Genomic DNA, 19,779 nt, shown 5'->3' with positions numbered 1-19,779 from the left:
TGGGTCAGCCCGGCTGCACGGGAGCCGTAGGCACACTGAAACCCGACTGGTAGGCGAACACGATGAGCTGGGCACGATCGCGCACGCCGAGCTTCTGCCGCACGTGGTAGAGGTGCGAGCGGACCGTGGTCACCTCCAGCGTCAGCTTCTGGGAGATCTCCTCGTCGGACATCCCCGCTGCCACCAGCAGCAGTGCTTGACGCTCCCGCGGGGTCAGCGCGTTCAGCTTCTCCTGGCTGGCGGCCACGGGTTTGGCATGGCGCCAGAACAGCCAGTCGATCAGACGCCGGGTCACCGCGCCGGTGGCGGCGGCATCACCCGCGGCCAGGGCGCGCACCGCGCGGATCACCTCGGCCGGCGGCGTCTGCTTCACCAGATACCCGTACGCCCCCGCCCCCAGCGCCTTCATGACCGAGACGTCGTCGGTACGGGTGCTGAACATGAGGTCCTCCGGCACGGGCTTGCCAGTGGAACTCTTGGTCACCCTGCTTACGACGTCCAGCCCCGACAGTCCCGCCAGACGGAAATCGGTGATCAGTACGTCGGGCGACAGCCGCCGCACCAGTGAGAGTGCCTCTGTCCCGTCGCCCGTGGTGGCGACGACTTCGATGTCCGGTTCGCTGCTGAGCGTGGCCGCCAGCCCGTCCCGTACCACCGGGAGTTCATCGCAGACCAGCACACGTATCGTCACCATCTAACGCTACCGTTACGTGAGAGTTGAGGGCAGTTCGTCACGTGAGGGTTACGTCACGATGACGGTGTGTGTCCACCTGTCCCGGGGTGGTCTCGGGCTCCGCGCAGCCGGTCCTGATGTCGGCCTCGGAACGCGTCGCCACGCCAAGGGGGAGCGGGCGTGCAGCGATCGGCGGGTCCGGCTCCTCTGGGGCGAGAAATGGCGCGAGGCCGACGGAGCCAGCGTCGAAGCCCCCGCCGGCTGGTAAGGCGATTGCTGCCTCAGATGCTCTGTGTGCTGGTCAGTGACCGCCGGTGAGTTCGCCGCTGAGGGTCTTGTGGAGGCGGGCGCTGGGCTCGTTCAGGCTGATGATCTCGACGGTCTTGCCGCGCTGGGCGTACTTCGTCTCGATGGCGTCGAGCGCGGCCACGGAGGAGGCGTCCCAGATGTGCGCGGCGGAGAGGTCGATGACGACCTTGTCGGGGTCGGTGGCGTAGTTGAACTGGCCGACGAGGTCGTTGGAGGCGGCGAAGAACAGTTCGCCGGTGACCGAGTAGACGACCTGGGTGCCGTCGGGGTCGGTGACGGAGGTGACGTCGGCCAGGTGGGCGACGCGCTTGGCGAAGATGACCATGGCCGTGATGCTGCCGACGACGACGCCGATGGCGAGGTTGGAGGTGGCGACCACGCATGCAACAGTGATGACCATGACGGTGATCTCCCCGGCCGGCATCCGCTTGAGGGTCTTGGGCGCGATGGAGTGCCAGTCGAAGGTCGCGAAGCAGACCATCACCATGACGGCGACCAGGGCTGCCATCGGAATGTCGGAGACGACCGGGCCGAAGGCGACGCACAGCACCATCAGGAACGCGCCGGCCAGGAACGTCGACAGCCGGGTGCGTGCTCCGGAGACCCGTACGTTGATCATGGTCTGGCCGATCATCGCGCAGCCGCCCATGCCGCCGAAGAAGCCGGTGACGATGTTGGCGATGCCCTGGCCGATGGACTCGCGGGTCTTGTTGGAGTGGGTGTCGGTGATGTCGTCGACGAGCTTGGCGGTCATCAGCGACTCCATCAGGCCGACCAGGGCCATGGCGAGCGCGTACGGCGCGACGATCTTCAGCGTCTCCAGGGTGAACGGCACGTCCGGCAGGCCCGGCACCGGGAGCGAGGACGGCAGGTCGCCCTTGTCGCCCACGGTCGGCACGGCGATCCCGGCGGCGAGGGTGATCGCCGTGAGGATGACGATGGAGACCAGCGGCGCCGGGACCGCCTTGGTGACCTTCGGGAAGAACACCAGCAGGGCCAGGCCGGCGGCGAGGAGCGGGTAGACGGCCCAGGGCGCGTCGTGTAGTTCCGGCACCTGCGCCATAAAGATGAGGATGGCGAGGGAGTTGACGAACCCGACCATCACCGAGCGCGGCACGAACCGCATCAGCTTGGCGACCCCGAGCGCGCCGAGGACGATCTGGAAGCCGCCGGCGAGGATCACGGCCCCGACGAGGTAGCCGAAGCCGTGCTCGCGGTTGAGCGGGCCGATGACCAGGGCCACAGCACCGGTGGCCGCGGAGATCATGGCGGGTCGGCCGCCGACGAACGCGATGGTCACGGCCATCGTGAACGACGCGAACAGGCCGATCGCCGGGTCGACCCCGGCGATGACCGAGAACGAGATCGCCTCCGGGATCAGGGCAAGGGCGACCACGAGACCGGCCAGCACCTCGGTGCGCAGCACCTTCGGCGACAGCCACGAGGGACGACGGGAGCCGCGCAGCCAGGCGGCCGGAGATAGCGAGAGCGGTGCGGAGGAGGACAAGACGAGGAGAACCTGTCGTGCTCGGGCACGCCCGGTGTCACGGTGGGCGCGCAAAGGAGCGCGGAGGGCCGGGCGGCGATCCACGAAGTCCGCGAGCGGCGGACCGAAGTCGGTGGGCAGCAGCGAAGCGACCTGCGAGGGAACCGGGTGCTGCTTGCGGGCGAGACATCACGGCGGGCAGGCGGCAGCGCCGGCCATCACGGACATGCGCACGCTCTCTCCTGCAGACATCGGTCTTCGCCGGGGGCTTCGTCGGCCCCGACATGGTTGGTGGTCACGGCACGGCATCCCGCACCATGGGAACGGGCACGGCAGACACCGGTCCGACACCATCGGACTCTACCCTAACGTTAGAGTAGAGATCGATGCCGGACTTCCCGGGCCGCAGCGAGAGACGAGGAAGGCACCCCGCGTGAGCAGCGAGCACATGCAGATCGGCGAGGTCGCCGCACGGACCGAGCTGTCGCTGCGCACAATCCGGCACTACGAGGAGACCGGCCTGGTCACCCCGTCCGCCCGCTCCCAGGGCGGCTTCCGTCTCTACACCGAGTCCGACGTCGCCCGGCTCATGGTCATCCGCCGGATGAAACCGCTCGGCTTCACCCTGGACGAGATGCGCGCCCTGCTGGACGCCACGGATCGGCTGGACGCCGGCGAGACGCTGGCGCTCGCCGAGCACGAGGAATTGCTGGAGCGGATACGCGGCTTCGAACAGGCCGCTCAGCAGCGGGTGGCGGACCTGCGCACACAGCTGGCACGCGCGGAGGAGTTTGCCGTCACGCTGGCGGAGCGCCTGACGCGGACACCTGCGCCCTGAGGCACTCCCGCACCAGGAGAGTAGGCCGGTCCCGTAGAACCAACTCCTCGGTCCGCGGAAGAATCCGTAGATTCCTCCAAGGCTTGATCCGTGTCCGGGCTCGTGCCACTGCTGTTGACCCGAATCGGGTTGGTACGTTCACACATCGACCTGGCCGACGGCGGAGCCGCCCCGGCCATCGCCATCCTGCTCAAACCGCCCTGCTCGCCGCCGTCAGCCACGACCTGCGCACCCCGCTCGCCGGCATCAAGGCCGCCGTCACCTCCCTGCGTTCGGACGATGTCGAATGGTCGGAACAGGACCAGGCGGAGCTGCTGGAAGCTATCGAGGAGGGCGCCGACCGGCTCGACCATCTGGTGGGCAACCTGCTCGACATGTCCGGCCTCAAGACCGGCACGGTCACCCCGATCATCCGCGAGATCGACCTGGACGAGGTCGTGCCGATGGCGCTCGGCGGAGTGCCCGAGGACAGCGTGGAACTGGAGATCCCCGAGACCCTGCCGATGGTCGCGGTCGACCCAGGTCTGCTGGAGCGATCCGTCGCCAACATCGTTGAAAACGCCGTGAAATACAGCCCGACAGGCGAACCGGTCCTGGTCTCGGCGTCCGCGATGGCCGACCGCGTGGAAGTCCGGGTGGTCGACCAGGGCCCCGGCGTTCCGGACGAGGCCAAGGACCGTATCTTCGCGCCCTTCCAGCGCTACGGCGACGCACCGCGCGGCACGGGGGTGGGCCTCGGGCTGGCCGTCGCCCGCGGCTTTGCCGAGGCCATGGGCGGCACCCTCAACGCTGAGGACACACCCGGCGGTGGCCTCACCATGGTCCTTGTGCTGCCCGTGGCTCCCGGCCCGACAACGGACGACCATGATCTGTCGGCCACGACGGTGACCTAGCGCCACCGGGACATGGCCGCGCGGAGCCCAGCGACGTGGTCTGAGAGTTCGATGTCGTGACCGTCGGGGAAGCCGAAGCCGAGGCGGTACTCCCCGGCGGTGTCGGAGCCCAGGTCGTTGAGGATGGCCAAAGCGGATCCCCGCTGCCCTCTGGACGACACCGGCTCCTGAACGATCCGGTCCTAACGGGTGCGTCGACCGGGCTCGGCAATCGCCTCCGGAGGTGTGAGGAAAGCGCGGATCCTCTCGGAGATCGAGGGCCAGTCCTGGCTGAACCACACAAGGTGCCCGTCAGCCTGACTTTCCACCAGCTCCGCGCCGGGGATCGCCGATGTGAGGGCCTGGGCATGGGTGAACGGCACCGCCGCATCCTTCCGGGAGGCGATCACCAGCGTGGGCCGGCGGACCTGCACAGCCAGGCGGGTCAAGGCGGCCGGGTTCCGCAGTGCCTTGAGGTCGTGCACGAAACCGCGTCCCGATCGCATTCGCAAGAAAAGGCCGGCGAGTCTGGCCCGCTCCTCCGGTCGCAGCGCCGCCAGCATGTCCCGGACGGGAACGATCGTGAGGTCGCGCAGCAGCAGTCGCAGGCCCGCGTCGGGTGCGCGCCGTACCAGGGTGTGGAGGGCTGCCCAGGTCACGGCCTCCGCTCCGGCCGCGAAGACGAGGCGGGCGCCGATGCGCGTCCTGCGGTCGGGCCAGGGCAGCGGTCCGACCGCGCTCTGCAGGATCAACCGCTCCACCAGCGTCGGGTGGCGTGCCGTCATGGCCACCGCGGTCGGGCCGCCGGCCGAGACACCGACCGCCGCGGCGACGGCGCTGATTCCGAGATGAGCGCACAATTCGGCCGTGACATCGGCGAATCCGGTCACCGAGTCCCCGGTCGTGACCGGCGTGCGGCCGTATCCGGGCCGCGACACCACCAGCAACGAACAGCCGCCGCCGGCGAACACCTCTTCGCCCAGGGAGAGTCCGGCGCGCAGGTGACCGCCGTAGAAGACCACGATGGTGGCCGGGCCGCGGGGTTCGTACCGGAACTCGACCGGGCCGCGGGTCAACTGCGCGATCTCGGTGGGGAGTTCGTCATGAGGAAGGCGGGCGGTCGTCTTCACAGCAGATCCTCGATTCGGCGCAACTCCTTGCGGACTGCTTCCAGTTCTGCAGAACTGCGGTCCAGGACGAAGTAGAGGAAGAGTCCTTCGTGGGCTCGGCGGAGCAGAGGGCGGATGAGGTGGTACTCCGTGTCCAGGGTGATCAGGATGTCCTTCAGCCGCGTCGGCGCGTAACCGATCAGCTCCATGGCGGAGAGCTTGGCGCGTACGACATCCGTGTCGCCGCAGGCAGCCTGGTTCAGGTCGAGTCCGTCAGGGTCGCCGAGGGCGCCGAGTGTCATACGGCTGAAGTAGTCGACGACCGCCACGCCGCGCACTCCGTCGATGCGCATCGCTTGGCGCAGTGCGGCGGCAATGGTGGACACGGTCGGCCCCCTCGTCGTACGGCGCGACGTCCGGGGCTGGGCGGACACGGTCCGGTGTCCCGCCTCCGGCGCGCGTTTTCCCTTGGGGACCCGCTTTCCGGCTCACCTTTGCATCGTGCCACGATTCGAGGTCGTTGGTCCCGGCAACGGTCGGTCAGGCGCACCGAACCGCCCGGCTCCGACCGTGTGCCCCGACCAACGGGCTCCACCCAAGTGGCGTTGAAGAGCTGAGAAGTTGAGAGGTTCTGCGTCGCGTCATCCGGTCCTCCCGCCCCGGCGGGTGTCGACGCGCATCCACTCCTCCTCCCATTGCCTCAGGCGTCGCCGCTCCAGCCCGGCGCGGGCGAGCTGAGCGCCGCCGAACACGAATCCGGCCGCGCCCGTCGCGGCCAGCGCGCCCGTCCAGTCCGCCTGGAACTCCGCGTCCCCGGGTGTGAGCGGCTTCGACACGAGTTGCCCCTGCCGGTCGGTCCAGATCGCGACGGGGGTGCCCTTCGGTGTGCTGGGACGTACCTCCGTGCGGCCGGTGCGAGATGAACCGTCTGGAGCGGTCCAGCGCACGCCTGCCCATACATGGCTGTCGTCCACGGCCTGTGCCGACGTGCTGCCGGCTGCCTTCTGGGTCAGGACCGCCGTGATCGGACGGCGTTCCGCCCGCTGCTGGTCGAGCCCTCGTTTCACCGCGTCCGCTGCCGTCAGCCCTGCGAGGAGGCTCCCAGCCAGCGCGATCAGCCACGCCGCGAGCACGATCCAGGCTTCGACGAGGTCGCTGCGGCGCCTGAGCGGACTCCGGCGCCAGCGCCAGGTCCAGAGCCTGCCGACTCGGGTACCTGTCATGGTCGACACCCCCTCGCGCGTACCCCCGCTCCCGCCCCCGTTTCCCATCCCAGTGTCCTCCCGCGGACGTCCTGGAGCACTTCACGTCTGGGGCGGCTGGTGCGCGAGTGGTTCGGTTATCGCACCCGTTACACGGGTTTGGACTCTTCTTTGCGTCATGCAAATTACGAAGGCGGGGTCGTGCGACTGACCATCTGCCGTCTCTGCAGACATTCCGGGGGGATGCAGGAAATGAGTAATCTTGGCACGGGTCGACGTCTCCGTCGTTTCGTGGTCGGCGCGGTGGCGGTGCTCGCGCTTGCCGGTATGAACGGGCCGTGGCTGTACCGCTTCGGGAGCGAGAAGTACCACCAGTACGCGATCAACAGACCCGAGTACAAGGCGAAGAACGGGCACTGGGACTCGGTGAACGTCCCGAAGCAGTTCCGGCAGAACACGATCCACGGGGCCCTGCTGCAGACCGGCTGGTACATGCGCTTCGTGACCGACGCCCAGGGCACCCCGTCCAAGGCACTGGGGTGCGACCGTGAGAACGCCGGTGCCGCCTGCCCGAATCGCCCTCAGAGCTCCTGAGCGGGCCAGTCCAGCAGACGGGCACCGATCACCGCGGTCTGGAGCATGTAGCGATGGGCGGGGTCGGCCGGGTCGGCACCGGTGAGCTTGTGGATGCGTTCCAGACGGTATGTCAGGGCGCGCACGCTCAGCGTCAGGCGGCGGGCGGCCTCGGCGGCCACACAGCCGGAATCGAAGTAGGTTGTGAGGGTGTCGAGGAGCGGTTCGGCGCCGCCGCGGGCCGTGGTGAGTGGTCCGAGGGTGTCGAGGACGAGGTCGGCCATCGCCTGCCGGTCGCGGGTCAGCACCGGGTAGACGAGAAGGTCGGCGGCGCGCAGCACCGGCCCTTCGAGGCCGAGGCGCTCGGCCAGGTCGAGGGCGTTCAGCGCCTCCTCGTACGACTGCACGACCCCGCCGGCGCCCGGCTGTGGACGCCCGACGGCGACGCGACAGCCGTCGGTGGCGGCGTACACCTGCTTGGCGAAGTGGGCGAGGACCTCGTCCTGGTGGCCGGGGGCGACGCACAGCAGGCGGCCGTCCTTGGTGGTGAGCAGGATGCTGCGGTCGCCGAAGCGGGCCATGAGCGCGCGCTCCACCTGCCGGGGCACCTGGTCGCCCTCGTCGTAGGCGGCGGGGCCCTGGGCGACAGCGACCGCATGGGCGTGGGACAGACGCAGGCCGAAGCGCTCGGCACGTTCGGCGAGGCGGCCCAGGTCGCTGCGGCCGTAGAGGAGGTCGTCGATGAACTCCCGCCGGGCCGCCTCTTCCTGTCGTACGGCGAGTCGCTGGGCTCGTTCGTAGCCCTCGGCGAAGGCGTCTATCGCCTGCTCTACGGCGGCGAGTGCGATGTCGGTCGAGCTGGAGGCGCGGGGCCAGGCGAGGCGCGCGGCGACGAGGTGTGCGCTGACGAGGTCGCGCAGCCCGTGGCCGGCGTCGGCGGCCTGTTCCCCCAGGGCGCGCCGGGATTCGATCTCCTCCCGGGTGAGGCGCCGGCCGGTGGCCGAGACCCCGGTGAGGATCTCGGCGTAGCCGTCCAGGTAGTGGTCGGGAATCCTTCGGTTCGTCATGTGGCCCCCGCGATCTTGATGCATCGGTGATGGTTTCTTAGCGGCTCACCGGCATGCAGACCTTAGTGAATGCTGCCGGGAACCGGCAATGCGAGGGCGGGGCTCGGCCGTGCAGCATGGTGTGTGGGGAGCACTGCGGATGGCTCCGGTGCCGGACACCGGCAGACGGTGCCGGGCCGGAACCCGGAGGGGAGCGGTGCCCCGTCGGAGTACGAGGTGAGCGCGGGAGGGGTCGGCGATGCGGATCTTCGTGGAAGCCGCCACGGGCCTGCCCATGATCCTGTTCACCGCCGCCCTGCTGGTGGCCGTGTGCTTCTGGCTGCTTCTCGCCGTCGGGCTCGTGGCCCTGGACAGCTTCGACGCGGACGCCGATCTGGACGCCTCGGGCATGGGCGGAGTGCCGGTGGCGGTCGCGGTCACTCTGCTCACGGTGCTCGCTTGGGTCCTCGGCGTCGGTGCGACCGCTCTCCTGGCCGTCCTCGCGCCGCCGGGAGCGATCGGCTGGGGGCTGCGTCTGGTGGTGGCAGTCGGTGCGTCGCTCGTCGCCTGGCGGCTGACCCGCCGGTGCGTGCGGCGGCTGAGCCGTCACTTCCCTGACGAACGCGGGCCGTCCCGGCCGACGGCGCACCATGACGCCGCCTGAGCCATAGCCCACCTGCACCGGGGCCACGTCCGCGTGCCTCGCACGTCAACTCTCCTCATGCCTAAGGACGTATGCCGTGAACCCCACTGACCTGGACGCCTGGGATGCAGCGGGATGGGAGGAGCGGTGATGGCGTACTACCTCGCGCCGCTTGCCGCCGCCCTGGTGATTGTGGCGTTCGGTACGGCCGTGCTGGTTCGCGGGGACCGACGGCGGATGCGGGCTAGTCCGCAGGACGTACGTCCTGAGCCGTCGGTTGTATCGTGCTCGTACGACCAGCCTGCCGTTGCGGTGGACGACCGGACAGGCCGGCAGTCGGTGCATCGAGCGTGAGACAGGAGCCGAGCGTGCGCGCGCGTGACCTGGCGGTGGAGTACGAAACGGTCGGCCTTGACAGCGACGCTCTGGACGCCGCGCGGCTGATGGCCGAACAGCGGCTCCCCGCGCTGCTGGTGGTCGACGAACGGGGAGCGCCGAAGGCGATCCTGCCCGCCTCCCAGATGGTCAAGATCCTGGTGCCGGCCTATGTCGTCGAGGACCCGACCCTCGCGGCGGTGGTCGACGAGCGCCATGCCGACCGGCTGTGCGAGGCGCTGGCGGGCCGCAAGGTGCGCGACTGCCTGTCGAAGAGCACGCCACCGCCCGCCGTTGCCGCGCCGGACGACACCGCGCTGGAGGTCGCCGCTCAGATGGCGCAGGTGCGCAGCCCGTTGGTGGCCGTCGTGGAGAAGGACGGGGCGGGCGTGCGTCTGCTCGGCGTGATCACTGCTTCCCATCTGCTGGAACGGCTGCTCGCCGCCGCTTCCTGCTGACTTCCGGGGTCAGAGCTCGTCCCGGTCCGAGTCGGTACGGATGTCGATGAGGCGAGCCAGGCCCAATTGGGTGAGCGTGGTCCGGGCGCGGGCACTCGCGTGCGTCACGGTCACCAGGGTGCCGTGCGGGCGTGGCGCCCGCAGTGCCCGGAAGAACGCCGCGCCCCCGTCGTTGCTGAGGTAGGTCACCCGGCCGAGATCGACTTCGAGGACACCGGGACGGGCGTCGAGGCCCTCTCGTAGGCATTCGCCGACTTTCTTCGCGTTGCGTGAGGTGATTTCCCCCGCGAGGCGCAGAACGACGCGGTCCCCGTCGGAGATCACGCTGACGGTCGGGTGCAGCAGGGCGTTCCGTAGGCGGTGTCCGATCTCCCGGAGACGGTGGCGCTCGTGAGGTCCGTGACCTGCGGGGGAGTGCGGCATGCGGGGCTCCGAGGGCAGAGGAGGGCCGATCGCCGACCAGACTTCCCGGCACACCTGGTGGTCAGCCTAGGCGTACGTTCCGTGGGCAGCCACGCGGGTGGCGGTGTCCGACAAGAAGGGCGGCACCATCCGGCGCGCCTTGCTCCTTGCCGGAAACCGGCAAGACCGTGCATCCAGCGGTGCCTGGCAACAGTCTGTTAAAGACGCGTCAAGAACCGGTAAGGTTTCCAGCGGTGTGCCGGGAAGCCTGGTCGGCGAGCAGGGGATCGCTCTCTCTTCCGATCGGGGGTACTCGGCATGGTGCTGGTGGCGGTGTTCGGTGTCGCGTTGCTGGTGGCGGTGCTGTTGTCGGGCCTGGCGGCCCGCACGGTGCTGTCCACGTCCTTCCTCTTCCTGGCCGGGGGCGCGCTTGTCAGCGACGGTTTTCTCGGCCTGATCCACATCACCCCCGACAGCGAGATCGTCTCCGTGACGGCGGATCTCGCCCTGGTCGCGGTGCTGTTCACCGACGGCATGCACGTTTCGCTGCCGAAGCTGCGCGCCCACTGGAGGAACCCGGCGCGCGCCCTCGGGCTGGGCATGCCCCTCGCCTTCGTCTTCATGGCACTGGTCACCCACTACCTGGTGGGCCTGGACTGGACGACATCGTTCCTGGTGGGCGCCGTGCTGGCGCCGACCGACCCGGTGTTCGCCTCGGCGATCGTCGGGCGCACCGAAGTCCCCGCCAAGCTGCGGCAGTTGCTGAACGTGGAGAGCGGAGTCAACGACGGACTCGCCCTCCCCGTCGTCCTGCTCCTTATCGCCGCCGCCGGTCCCACCGCGGGCAGCGCCGAGGCGTCCCCCGGGAAGATCGCGGTCGAGCTGCTGCTCGGCCTGACCTTCGGTGTCGTACTGCCCCTGCTGGTCAATGTGTTGGTGCGGTTCCGGCTGCTGGGCGCGGAGGCGAAACTCCAGCCGCTGCTCCCGCTGGCGAGCGGCATCATCCTGTACGCGGCCTGCCACCTCACCCATGCCAACCCCTACCTGGCCGCTTTCTCGGCGGGCGCGGTCCTCGCCCACCTCTCGCCGGAGGCGAAGGCGTCCTTCGAGCCGCTCGGCGAAGCGCTCGCGGAACTGGCGAAGTTCGCGGCGCTTCTCGTTTTCGGCGCGCTCCTGACTCCGAAGCTGTTCGGTGCCCTGTCGTTCGGCGGGTACGCGGCGGTGATCCTCGCGATCTTTCTGATCCGCCCGGCATCGCTGCTGCTGTCCCTGCTCGGCACGGGCATCTCCCGGCGGGAGAAGCTCGTGGCGGCCTGGTTCGGCCCGAAGGGCTTCGCCTCGGTCGTCTACGGGCTGCTGGTACTGCAGTCCGGCATCCCGCAGGCCGAGCAGGCGTTCACGCTCATCGCGGTGTGCATCGCCTTCTCGATCGTCGCCCACAGCTCCACGGACGTTCCGATCGCCCGCGCCTTCGACGTCGAGGACCTGGCAGGCATCCCGGACGGAAGTGGCGACACGGACGCCCTCACGCACACGTCACCCCAAGCACTCTCGGCAACCGGAGGACCGTGAACGACTGGCACAGCTGGGCGTCGATCGTCGTCTTCGTCGGCGCGTACGCCCTGATCATCAGCGAGAAGATCCACCGCGTCGCCGTGGCCCTGGGCGGCGCGGGCCTGATGCTGGCGATCGGGGCGACCGACGACGTCTCGGCGTTCTACTCCGAGGACTCCGGCATCGACTGGAACGTCATCTTCCTGCTCATGGGCATGATGATGATCGTCGGCGTACTGAAGAAGACCGGCATGTTCGAGTACCTGGCCATCTGGGCCGTGAAACGCGCCCGCGCCCAGCCCTTCCGGGTGATGGCCATGCTCGTCGTCATCACGGCGGTCGCCTCCGCCCTGCTGGACAACGTCACCACGGTCCTGCTGATCGCCCCGGTGACGCTGCTGGTCTGCGAACGCCTCGCCCTGCCCGCGGCCCCGTTCCTGATCGCCGAAGTGTTCGCCTCGAACATCGGCGGCACTGCGACCCTGGTCGGCGATCCGCCCAACATCATCATCGCCAGCCGGGCCGGGATCACCTTCAACGACTTCCTGGTCCACCTCGCCCCGCTGTCCGCGCTGCTCGTCGTCGTCCTGGTCGTGCTGTGCCGGGTGATGTTCCGCAAGACGTTCGTGTACGACGAGGACCGCGCTGCCGAGATCATGGCCTTGGAGGAGCGCGAGGCCATCAAGGACCCGCGGCTGCTGGTCCAGGGGCTGGTCGTGCTGGCCCTGGTGGTGGCGGGCTTCGTCCTGCACCCGGTGCTGCACTACGAGCCGAGCATCGTCGCGCTGCTGGGCGCCGGGCTGCTCGTCGCCGTCTCCACGGCCGAGACGGGTGAGGTCCTCGCCGAGGTCGAGTGGCCCACGCTCGCCTTCTTCGCGGGCCTGTTCATCATGATCGGCGGCCTGATCGACACCGGTGTGATCGACGAGGTCTCCAAGGCGCTCGCGGACGCGATCGGCACGAACGAACTCGGTGGCTCCCTGACCATGCTGGGTGCCTCCGCCGTGCTGTCCGGGGTCGTGGACAACATCCCGTACGTCGCCACCATGGCGCCCATCACCAGCGACCTGGTCCACAACATGGGCGGCGCCGGCGACCACGTCATGTGGTGGGCCCTCGCCCTCGGCGCCGACCTCGGCGGCAACGCCACCGCCATCGGCGCCTCCGCGAACGTCGTCGTCCTCGGCATCGCCGAACGCAACCGACAGCCCATCACCTTCTGGCAGTTCACCAAGTACGGCCTGATCGTCACGGCTGTCACCGTGGCCATCTCGCTCGGCTACGTGTGGCTGCGCTACTTCGCACTGGCCTGAGCAGGGCCATCGCATCGGATTCCGACAGAGAGGACAGGGAGACACACACATGGGTACTCCACGCGTGAGCAGTACGCCGTTGCCGGGGATCGGTGTCCGGTACGACCTGACGACGCGTGAGCAGCGCCGTCTGTCGGTGGTCGCGCACCGGGACGGCGAGCGCACGCTGAACGCGTACCGCACGGACGATCCGGACGCCTGCGCCCTGTCGGTACGGCTGACCGCGGGGGAGACCACGGCGCTCATCGACGCCCTGCTGCCCTCGCACCACAGCCCGAATCTGCTGTCCACCACGGAACTTGGACTGGTCGCGGAGCGCGTCCAGTTGTCGGCGCTCTCGTACTGGAACGGCCGGGTGCTGGGCGAGACCCGGATGCGCACCGAGACCGGCGTCTCGATCGTGGCCGTACTGCGCCGGGCCGAGGCCGTGCCGTCTCCCACGCCGGACTTCCGGCTGGCCGGCGGGGACACCCTGATCGTGATCGGCACGCGCGAGGGCGTCGAGGCGGCCGCGGCGATACTCGGGCGGGAGTGAACCGGTGCATTCCTCCGCGAGGTTCCTGATCGAGTTCGGCGCGATCATCCTGGCCCTGGGACTGCTGGGCCGGTTCGCCGCGCGCTTCCAGTTCTCCCCGATACCCCTCTATCTGCTGGCCGGACTGGCCTTCGGCGAGGGCGGGTTGCTCCCGCTGGGCACGAGCGAGGAGTTCGTCGCCATCGGCGCCGAGATCGGCGTCATCCTGCTGCTGTTGATGCTCGGCCTGGAGTACTCGGCCAGCGATCTCGTCTCCAACCTCAAGACCCAGTACACCGCCGGTCTCGTCGACGCCGCCCTCAACGCCCTGCCCGGTGCCGCGATGGCGCTGCTGCTCGGCTGGGGACCGGTCGCCGCGGTGGTGCTGGCCGGGGTCACCTGGATCTCCTCCTCCGGTGTCATCGCCAAGGTTCTCGGCGACCTGGGCCGCCTGGGCAACCGCGAGACCCCCGTCATCCTCAGCGTCCTGGTCCTGGAAGACCTCTCCATGGCCGTCTATCTCCCGATCATCACCGCCCTGCTGGCCGGCACGGGCCTCGCGGCAGGCAGCCTGACCCTGGCCGTCGCGCTCGGCGCCGCGGCACTCGTGCTGATCGTCGCGGTCCGCTACGGCCGCCACATCTCCCGCTTCGTCTCCAGCGACGACCCGGAGAAGCTGCTGCTGGTCGTCCTGGGCCTGACCCTGCTGGTGGCCGGTCTCGCCCAGCAGCTCCAAGTCTCGGCCGCCGTGGGCGCGTTCCTGGTCGGCATCGCCCTGTCCGGGGAGGCCGCGGAGGGCGCGCACAACCTGCTCTCCCCGCTGCGGGACCTGTTCGCCGCCGTGTTCTTCGTCTTCTTCGGCCTGCACACCGACCCGGCGAGCATCCCGCCGGTCCTGCTGCCCGCGCTGGCCCTGGCGGCCGTCACCGCCGGCACGAAGATCGCCACGGGGTACTGGGCGGCCCGGCGCGCGGGGATCTCGGCGAAGGGCCGCTGGCGGGCGGGCGGCACGCTGGTCGCCCGGGGCGAGTTCTCCATCGTCATCGCCGGACTCGCCGTCACCGCCGGCATCGAACCCTCCCTCGGCCCCCTGGCCACCGCGTACGTACTGATCCTGGTCATCGTCGGCCCGCTCACCGCCCGCTACACCGAGCCCCTGGCCACCCGCCTGACCGGACGCAGGCGCGACAAGACCGCCGTTGCGGCGGACACGGGAGGCACCAAGGAGAGCACTGCCGAGGAGCCGTACGAGGTGGGCTAGGACGCAAGGAGGCCGGCGCCCTGGCCCCGTACGAGTGCGGTCCGGATCTCACTTGGGTCCGCGCGAGAGGGTGTGGCGGAGCCGCGTCTCGGACCGGGTCGGGGACTCGCCCCGGCTGTCCCGTGCGAAGGAGCCCCGGGTGCGGTCCACCAGCATGGACGTAGAAGGCCACAAGACGGAGACCGTCGAGGTCGAGGCGTCCGTTCCGCCCGCGCACTGACCTGACGGAGACGCCGGAGAAGAAGGGCACCGTATGAGCAGGCTGCTGGAAGCGGTGTGTGCGCTGACCGTGGGTGTCCTCGTTGCGCTCCTTGTATGGGGTGCTGACCCTGGCGCCGTGCGGGTGGCGTGGCGGGACGGAGAGCTGAGCGGTGTGACGGTCGTGTTCGTGGCGGCGTGTGCGCTGTGGCTGGTGCTGTGGCGCAGGCGTACTGGGCGCGGCTGGCCGGCATGGCCGCTTGTGGTGCTGCTGTGCGGTGCGGCTGTTGCGCTAGTCCTGGCGGCCATGGCCGGTTGACCGGCGCACGCAGGGTGGGACTCTCATCTCCCTCTGGAGGCGGCCCACTCGCTCACCGAGGGCCGGTCGCGGGTTCCGTGGAAGGCGATGTCCACGCCCTGCGCGGCTGCATGACGGGGCCGCCGACGGCCGGTGTGCCACCCAAACCCCTGACAAATGCCGGTCACTCCTGGGCGCCGGGTGCTTGTCGGCCGTCGGCTCGGCCCCCGATATGATTCTTGCACAGTGCAAAATCAGTTCGCCAGCGCTTCGGGTAAAGGTCTCGGCCCGGCCGCGTTGCTGCCACTCTCCTGAGGGTGCCTGCGTCTTACGAGACTCTGACATGGCGGGCGCATGCTGCCGCCCCGGCCGTGTCATGCGTGACTCTGGTCTTGTTCGGCGCCCGAGAGGGTGCCGCCGCGGTATGGGAAGCGGCTGCCGTGGAACAGCGCCCCGGGCCGATCCCGGGGCGCTTGGCCGTGTTCGGTCTCCCGGCCCGGCGATGAGCGCACCGTGGGTCAGGGCAGTCGGGGATCGGTGTCGGCATCCAGGCGCACGAAGGGGATGCTGCGGCCGGCGTCACGGAAGCCGGCCTCACTCCCGTCGCCGGGCAACCCCATGAATGTGCACAGGCGTTGTGCGGTCCGGGGGTGCCGTTGTGCGTAGCCCGCCATGATCTCGGCGCCGTCGTCCGGCGTGAGGAATTGTGCCGTGACGGCGCGGTGGCGGTTGCCGACCTGGATGACGGTCTTCGGCTCAGCGTGCAGGTTGCGGTACCAGTCCGCCATCGGACCGAAGCCGGAGGCCACGATCCAGCTGACGTGGGCCGCGTCGTGCTCCACCACTTCGAGGACCGTGCAACGGTCGAGTCCGCTGACGCGGCCGGTGTGGTGCAGCAGGAGCAGCCGCTTGCCGAAGGCCCGTCCCAGCCCGCCGCGGAAGAGGAGGATCGGCAGCCAGGCGCCGAAACGTCGCCACCCGGTGGGGAGTTGGGGCCGGTGCGGTCTGCTCTGTCTGTGGGACATCTTCGCCTTCCGGAGGGTCGGACGCGGCGGCTTGCGGCCTCTGTCGGCTAAAAGGCCGGGGCGAGGGCTGTTTCGCCCCAGAAACCTTTGCATAGTCTAAAGGCGGGGAGGTGTGTCTGTGCCAGAAACGAAGAGGCGGCTCTTACGCGCTGCCGCACCGCTGGAGGACGATATGGGCGTGGGCGGGACGGCGCCCGATTCCGCGGTGCTGTCCTGGATGCCGGTGGCGGCGATGGCCGTGGTGGCCGCTGCGGACGTCGTTGCCGGTCCGGGAGTGGGATTTCTGCCCCTGGTCTCGCTGGGGCCGGCGTTCTCCGGGCTTGCCGGCGGGTGGCGGCGTACGGCGCTGATCGGCTCCGTGGCCCTGGTCCTATGCGTGGGGCTCGGGCTGTACGACGGGCTCTTCGAGGAGCGCAGGGGCTTCACCGCGATGGTGTCGGTGGCGGGCGTGACCGGCGCCGGCATCGCGGCGGCCGTGATGCGCTCCCGCAGAGAGGCGGAGCTGGCCAGTGTGCGGTCGATCGCGGAGGTGGCCCAGAGGGTGCTGCTGCGGCCGGTGCCGCGGACCGCGGGTCCGCTGCAGGCGGCGGTGTCGTACACCTCGGCGGTCGCGGAGGCGCGTATCGGCGGTGACCTGTACGAGATGGTTGCCTCGCCGCACGGGATCCGGGTGATCGTGGGGGATGTGCAGGGCAAGGGGCTGGCAGCGGTGGAGACGGCTGCCGTGGTGCTTGGTGCCTTCCGGGAGGCGGCGCACGACGAAGCCGACCTGGTCGGGGTGGGGGAACGCCTGGAGCGCAGTGTGGCCCGGGAGTTGGAGGGTGAGAAGTTCGTCACCGCGGTTCTCGCGGAGATCGGCTCGGACGGTGTGGTCGTCTTCCTCAACTACGGTCATCCGGCTCCCATGGTCGTACGCCAGGACGGCGCCTCCGACTTCCCGCAGCCGCCCGTGTACGCCCTGCCGCTGGGTCTGGGTGCACAGGGGATCGAGGGCCCGAAGCCCTATCGGGTGGACTTCACGCCCGGCGAGCAGCTGCTGTTGTATACCGACGGGGTCAGCGAGGCCCGCGACGCGGGCGGCTCCTTCTACCCCCTCGGCGAGAGGGCGGACCTGCTCAAGGAACCCGACGCGCACCGTGCTCTGGAGGCCCTGCGCGAGGACCTGGTGCGGCACGCTGCCGGGCCGCTGCACGACGACGCCGCGATGCTCCTGCTGCGCTACCACGGTCACGGGGAAGGAAAATCTGTTCCCATCACGTGAGTGAGCAGCGACTTCGGCACGGTAGAAAGGACACATGCCGGAGCGAGAGACCCCAACGGGGGCCATGGACGATGTCGACGAGGTCACCCGGGCGGTGCTGACCGCGTCCCGGCTGCTGGTGGCGGTCTCCGCGCGCTCGCTCGCCGCTGTCGAGGAAAGGGTGACCCTGCCGCAGTTCCGGATGCTGGTCGTGTTGTCCACCCGGGGTGCCACCAAACTGGTCGCGCTCGCCGAGCTGCTCCAGGTGGCGCCCTCGACGGCCATGCGCATGGTCGACCGGCTGATCGCCGCCGGTCTGGCCGACCGGCAGACCAACCCCGGCAACCGTCGCGAAACGATGTTGCAGCTCACCGAGGAAGGTCGACGCACGGTCGAGGACGTCACCGCTCGGCGCCGTACCGAGATCGCCGCCGTCGTCGCACGGCTCCGGCCGACCCAGCGGCTGGCGCTCGTCGAAGCCCTCAACGCCTTCAACGAGGCGGGCGGAGAGCCCCCGGCCCCCGCCGCGGACGACCCGGAGCCGCACCCGCTCGGATGGGTCGTGGACGGCGCGCTGGCGCACGACATGTGACGGTTTGCGGCTGTTCCGTGCATTTTCGGGCGGTCGGCCTTTCTCCGTGCCCGACATTTTTTGCATAATGCAAGGAAATGGTAGGCGGGGCGCTCCGCTGCCGGATTCCGGCAACGGGCGCCGGGCGGACGTGTCCGGTCAGAGGCAGGGCGGTCGCGTCGCCGCGGCGGGACCATGGGCGGTCGCCGACGGACCGGGAACGACACAAGGGGTGCAGGGGAATGCGCGGATGGCGCCGGTTCAGGGCACCTGCCGAGTCGCACCTCATGGCGCATCTGCGTACGTCGGTGTGGGGGCCCGCGGAGTTCGTCGGGACGCCGCCCCGCCGGCTGGTCGGCGAAGGGCTCCTTGCGGGAGTCCTCGGTGCCGCCGCGATCATCGCTGCGACGCTCTTCGGGGCGTGGACGGGGAAGTCCTCCCTGGCCGGCGGCGAGGCGGGCCTCGTGTGTGCCGCAGCCCTCGCCCTGTACCTGTCGGTCGTGGGCGTGGGACGTGCGCTGGTCGGCATCGTGGCGCTGCTCGGTGTGTGCCTCGCCCTCCAGGCGCCGCAGGCCGCCGCGGGCGTCGTGCTGATGGAACGCGGACTGGTGCAGCCCGTGGTGGTGACGTCGGTCGAGACCAGCCGGGCAGCAGATGGCGGACGCGGCCATTACCTGTGCGCGGTGGCTCACCGGGACGGCTCGCCGCTTACGGTGCGCATCTGGCGCGGCTGCACGTGGACGACCCTCCCGGGAGACGCACTCACCGTCGTCTACGACCCCGAGGGGCGCGTGGCACCGCGCGGGATGGAAGCAGGCGCCGGGACGGCGGAAGCGCTGCGTGACCTGGCCCCGTGGGCCGTCGCCCTCGTGACCGCGAGTGTGATCGCCGTCGTCCGCTCCTACCGGCTCTCCGCGCCTTCCACCGCCCTGACGTCTTCTGGCCGGGGCGCTACCGCGCACCGTTGATCACCCAGCCGTCGGGCTGGGGGTGGGCGAGGCGGTGTTGACGTTCAGGTCGGGGCGGGGAGTGAGGGCGACGAGGGGTGCACCGGCCTGCGGAGGGGGCGGGGTGACCTGGTCCTTGGGCAGCTTGGGCGGGGTGCTCTGCTGGAAGTTGACCTGGTCGAAGTTGACCACGCCGGTCTTCTCCAGCACGGTGATGTGGTCCAGGACCGTGTCGTTGGCCAGGTCGGCGAGCGCACGGACCATGGTGTTCGTGGTGGTGGCGCGGATCTTGGCGATGGCCGGGAAGATCTGGCCGTGGGTGACGCGCATGATGTTGGCGGCCGTCGTGTCGAACTGTGTGCCCGACTGGGCCGCCGAGGTCGCCACGAACTGCTGCTGCTGAGGGCTGGCCTGGTTGGGCAGGGTGATGTTCAGCTCGGGCGCGATCTTGCGGCACAGCTCGTCGAGGCCGGCGTGCCCGACGATCAGGTGCCGGCCGGCCTCCCGCATTTCCTCCGTGGAGCCCTTCTTGAGCGCCAGTTCGCCCAGGGGGTACTCCCACAGTCCGGCGGCGCGGACCTTGACGACGAAGTCGCGGTCGGCTTCGGTCAGCGGGCCGTAGCGGGTGTTGGCGATGATGCGTGAGGGGTTGCCGGAGGTGTTCTGCACGCCGAGCATCGCGGGGTAGGCGAGGGCGCTGAGGGTCAGGCCCAGGGCGCCGACCACGAAGACGGTTCCTGCGATGTTGCGGGAGATGGGCATGCGGCCTCCAGGTGTGAGCGGCTCGTATGCCAGGGGGTACGGACAGGCCGGAGCATTCGATCATTGCTCTGGGTAAATGTTGCATGCTGCCGAGTGGTGTGCGTCACATG

The 19,779-nt window shown here is 69.7% G+C and carries 21 protein-coding genes and 2 pseudogenes; 13 read left to right on the top strand and 10 right to left on the bottom strand.

Annotated features, from left to right (window positions below):
- Positions 1–4 precede the first annotated feature (4 nt).
- Together OG714_RS12330 and OG714_RS12325 are read right to left on the bottom strand one after the other, a co-directional pair.
- Positions 5–694, bottom strand: a complete 690-nt coding sequence (locus OG714_RS12330) for a response regulator (RefSeq protein ID WP_406120466.1) — start codon at positions 692–694, stop codon at positions 5–7.
- Positions 695–974: 280 nt separating this feature from the next.
- Positions 975–2,489, bottom strand: a complete 1,515-nt coding sequence (locus OG714_RS12325) for a SulP family inorganic anion transporter (protein ID WP_406120464.1) — start codon at positions 2,487–2,489, stop codon at positions 975–977.
- A gap of 412 nt (positions 2,490–2,901) precedes the next feature.
- Here OG714_RS12325 and OG714_RS12320 point away from each other — a divergent pair, with 412 nt between their 5' ends.
- Together OG714_RS12320 and OG714_RS12315 are read left to right on the top strand one after the other, a co-directional pair.
- Positions 2,902–3,306 (top strand): MerR family transcriptional regulator, encoded by a 405-nt coding sequence (locus tag OG714_RS12320; protein WP_406120462.1) that lies wholly within the window; start codon positions 2,902–2,904, stop codon positions 3,304–3,306.
- Positions 3,307–3,497: 191 nt separating this feature from the next.
- A pseudogene (locus tag OG714_RS12315) lies at positions 3,498–4,199 on the top strand (sensor histidine kinase); the annotation flags it as partial.
- Here OG714_RS12315 and OG714_RS12310 read toward each other — a convergent pair.
- From OG714_RS12310 to OG714_RS12295, 4 genes are all read right to left on the bottom strand, one after another.
- Positions 4,196–4,330 (bottom strand): hypothetical protein, encoded by a 135-nt coding sequence (locus OG714_RS12310; RefSeq protein ID WP_406120460.1) that lies wholly within the window; start codon positions 4,328–4,330, stop codon positions 4,196–4,198. The pseudogene OG714_RS12315 and the gene OG714_RS12310 overlap by 4 nt on opposite strands.
- A 51-nt stretch (positions 4,331–4,381) precedes the next feature.
- Positions 4,382–5,308, bottom strand: coding sequence for an alpha/beta fold hydrolase (locus OG714_RS12305; RefSeq protein WP_406120458.1), 927 nt, complete (start codon positions 5,306–5,308; stop codon positions 4,382–4,384).
- Positions 5,305–5,673 (bottom strand): hypothetical protein, encoded by a 369-nt coding sequence (locus tag OG714_RS12300; RefSeq protein ID WP_406120456.1) that lies wholly within the window; start codon positions 5,671–5,673, stop codon positions 5,305–5,307. Before OG714_RS12300 ends, OG714_RS12305 begins: the two co-directional genes overlap by 4 nt.
- 255 nt (positions 5,674–5,928) lie before the next feature.
- Positions 5,929–6,510, bottom strand: coding sequence for a hypothetical protein (locus tag OG714_RS12295; RefSeq protein WP_406120454.1), 582 nt, complete (start codon positions 6,508–6,510; stop codon positions 5,929–5,931).
- A gap of 231 nt (positions 6,511–6,741) precedes the next feature.
- On the opposite strand from OG714_RS12295, the pseudogene OG714_RS12290 reads away from it, so the two are divergent.
- Positions 6,742–6,975: pseudogene (locus tag OG714_RS12290) on the top strand (galactose oxidase); the annotation flags it as partial.
- A 95-nt stretch (positions 6,976–7,070) separates the two neighbouring features.
- Here OG714_RS12290 and OG714_RS12285 read toward each other — a convergent pair.
- Positions 7,071–8,129, bottom strand: coding sequence for a PucR family transcriptional regulator (locus OG714_RS12285; RefSeq protein WP_406120452.1), 1,059 nt, complete (start codon positions 8,127–8,129; stop codon positions 7,071–7,073).
- A gap of 238 nt (positions 8,130–8,367) precedes the next feature.
- Between OG714_RS12285 and OG714_RS12280 the strand changes: the two genes are divergently transcribed.
- Both OG714_RS12280 and OG714_RS12275 read left to right on the top strand, forming a co-directional pair.
- Positions 8,368–8,772 (top strand): hypothetical protein, encoded by a 405-nt coding sequence (locus OG714_RS12280; protein ID WP_406120450.1) that lies wholly within the window; start codon positions 8,368–8,370, stop codon positions 8,770–8,772.
- A gap of 347 nt (positions 8,773–9,119) precedes the next feature.
- On the top strand, positions 9,120–9,584 hold the full coding sequence (locus OG714_RS12275; RefSeq protein WP_406120448.1) for a CBS domain-containing protein: 465 nt from the start codon (positions 9,120–9,122) through the stop codon (positions 9,582–9,584).
- Between the two features lie 9 nt (positions 9,585–9,593).
- On the opposite strand, the gene OG714_RS12270 is transcribed toward OG714_RS12275, so the two are convergent.
- A complete protein-coding gene (locus OG714_RS12270; RefSeq protein ID WP_406120446.1) occupies positions 9,594–10,007 on the bottom strand; it encodes an STAS domain-containing protein in 414 nt (137 codons plus the stop codon).
- Between the two features lie 297 nt (positions 10,008–10,304).
- Between OG714_RS12270 and OG714_RS12265 the strand changes: the two genes are divergently transcribed.
- The 5 genes from OG714_RS12265 to OG714_RS12245 all read left to right on the top strand — a co-directional run bounded on the left by OG714_RS12265 (position 10,305) and on the right by OG714_RS12245 (position 15,145).
- Positions 10,305–11,558, top strand: a complete 1,254-nt coding sequence (locus OG714_RS12265; RefSeq protein WP_406120444.1) for a cation:proton antiporter — start codon at positions 10,305–10,307, stop codon at positions 11,556–11,558.
- The gene (locus OG714_RS12260; RefSeq protein ID WP_406120442.1) at positions 11,555–12,853 is read left to right on the top strand and encodes an SLC13 family permease; all 1,299 of its coding nucleotides are present in this window, start codon (positions 11,555–11,557) and stop codon (positions 12,851–12,853) included. The genes OG714_RS12265 and OG714_RS12260 overlap by 4 nt, the downstream gene beginning before the upstream one ends.
- Before the next feature lie 49 nt (positions 12,854–12,902).
- A complete protein-coding gene (locus tag OG714_RS12255; protein ID WP_406120440.1) occupies positions 12,903–13,388 on the top strand; it encodes a cation:proton antiporter regulatory subunit in 486 nt (161 codons plus the stop codon).
- A gap of 4 nt (positions 13,389–13,392) precedes the next feature.
- The gene (locus OG714_RS12250; protein WP_406120438.1) at positions 13,393–14,628 is read left to right on the top strand and encodes a cation:proton antiporter; all 1,236 of its coding nucleotides are present in this window, start codon (positions 13,393–13,395) and stop codon (positions 14,626–14,628) included.
- A gap of 253 nt (positions 14,629–14,881) precedes the next feature.
- A complete protein-coding gene (locus OG714_RS12245; RefSeq protein ID WP_406120436.1) occupies positions 14,882–15,145 on the top strand; it encodes a hypothetical protein in 264 nt (87 codons plus the stop codon).
- A gap of 497 nt (positions 15,146–15,642) precedes the next feature.
- Here the strand turns inward: OG714_RS12245 and OG714_RS12240 are convergent, their stop codons facing one another.
- Positions 15,643–16,149, bottom strand: coding sequence for a nitroreductase family deazaflavin-dependent oxidoreductase (locus OG714_RS12240; protein ID WP_406120434.1), 507 nt, complete (start codon positions 16,147–16,149; stop codon positions 15,643–15,645).
- Between the two features lie 172 nt (positions 16,150–16,321).
- On the opposite strand from OG714_RS12240, the gene OG714_RS12235 reads away from it, so the two are divergent.
- From OG714_RS12235 to OG714_RS12225, 3 genes are all read left to right on the top strand, one after another.
- Entirely contained in the window at positions 16,322–17,410 is a 1,089-nt protein-coding gene (locus OG714_RS12235; protein WP_406120432.1) for a PP2C family protein-serine/threonine phosphatase, read from the top strand.
- A gap of 34 nt (positions 17,411–17,444) precedes the next feature.
- Positions 17,445–17,981 carry a MarR family winged helix-turn-helix transcriptional regulator gene (locus tag OG714_RS12230; RefSeq protein ID WP_406120430.1) on the top strand — a complete coding sequence of 179 codons (537 nt, stop codon included), beginning with the start codon at positions 17,445–17,447 and terminating at the stop codon, positions 17,979–17,981.
- 221 nt (positions 17,982–18,202) lie between these two features.
- Positions 18,203–18,928, top strand: a complete 726-nt coding sequence (locus tag OG714_RS12225; RefSeq protein ID WP_406120428.1) for a hypothetical protein — start codon at positions 18,203–18,205, stop codon at positions 18,926–18,928.
- Here OG714_RS12225 and OG714_RS12220 read toward each other — a convergent pair whose 3' ends face one another.
- Positions 18,929–19,669, bottom strand: coding sequence for a DUF4142 domain-containing protein (locus OG714_RS12220; RefSeq protein WP_406120426.1), 741 nt, complete (start codon positions 19,667–19,669; stop codon positions 18,929–18,931). It lies immediately after the preceding gene.
- Positions 19,670–19,779: the final 110 nt, after the last annotated feature.

This window comes from Streptomyces sp. NBC_00989, assembly GCF_045162655.1.
Classification (GTDB): Bacteria; Actinomycetota; Actinomycetes; order Streptomycetales; family Streptomycetaceae; genus Streptomyces.
This window is presented reverse-complemented; position numbering and strand designations above follow the sequence as displayed.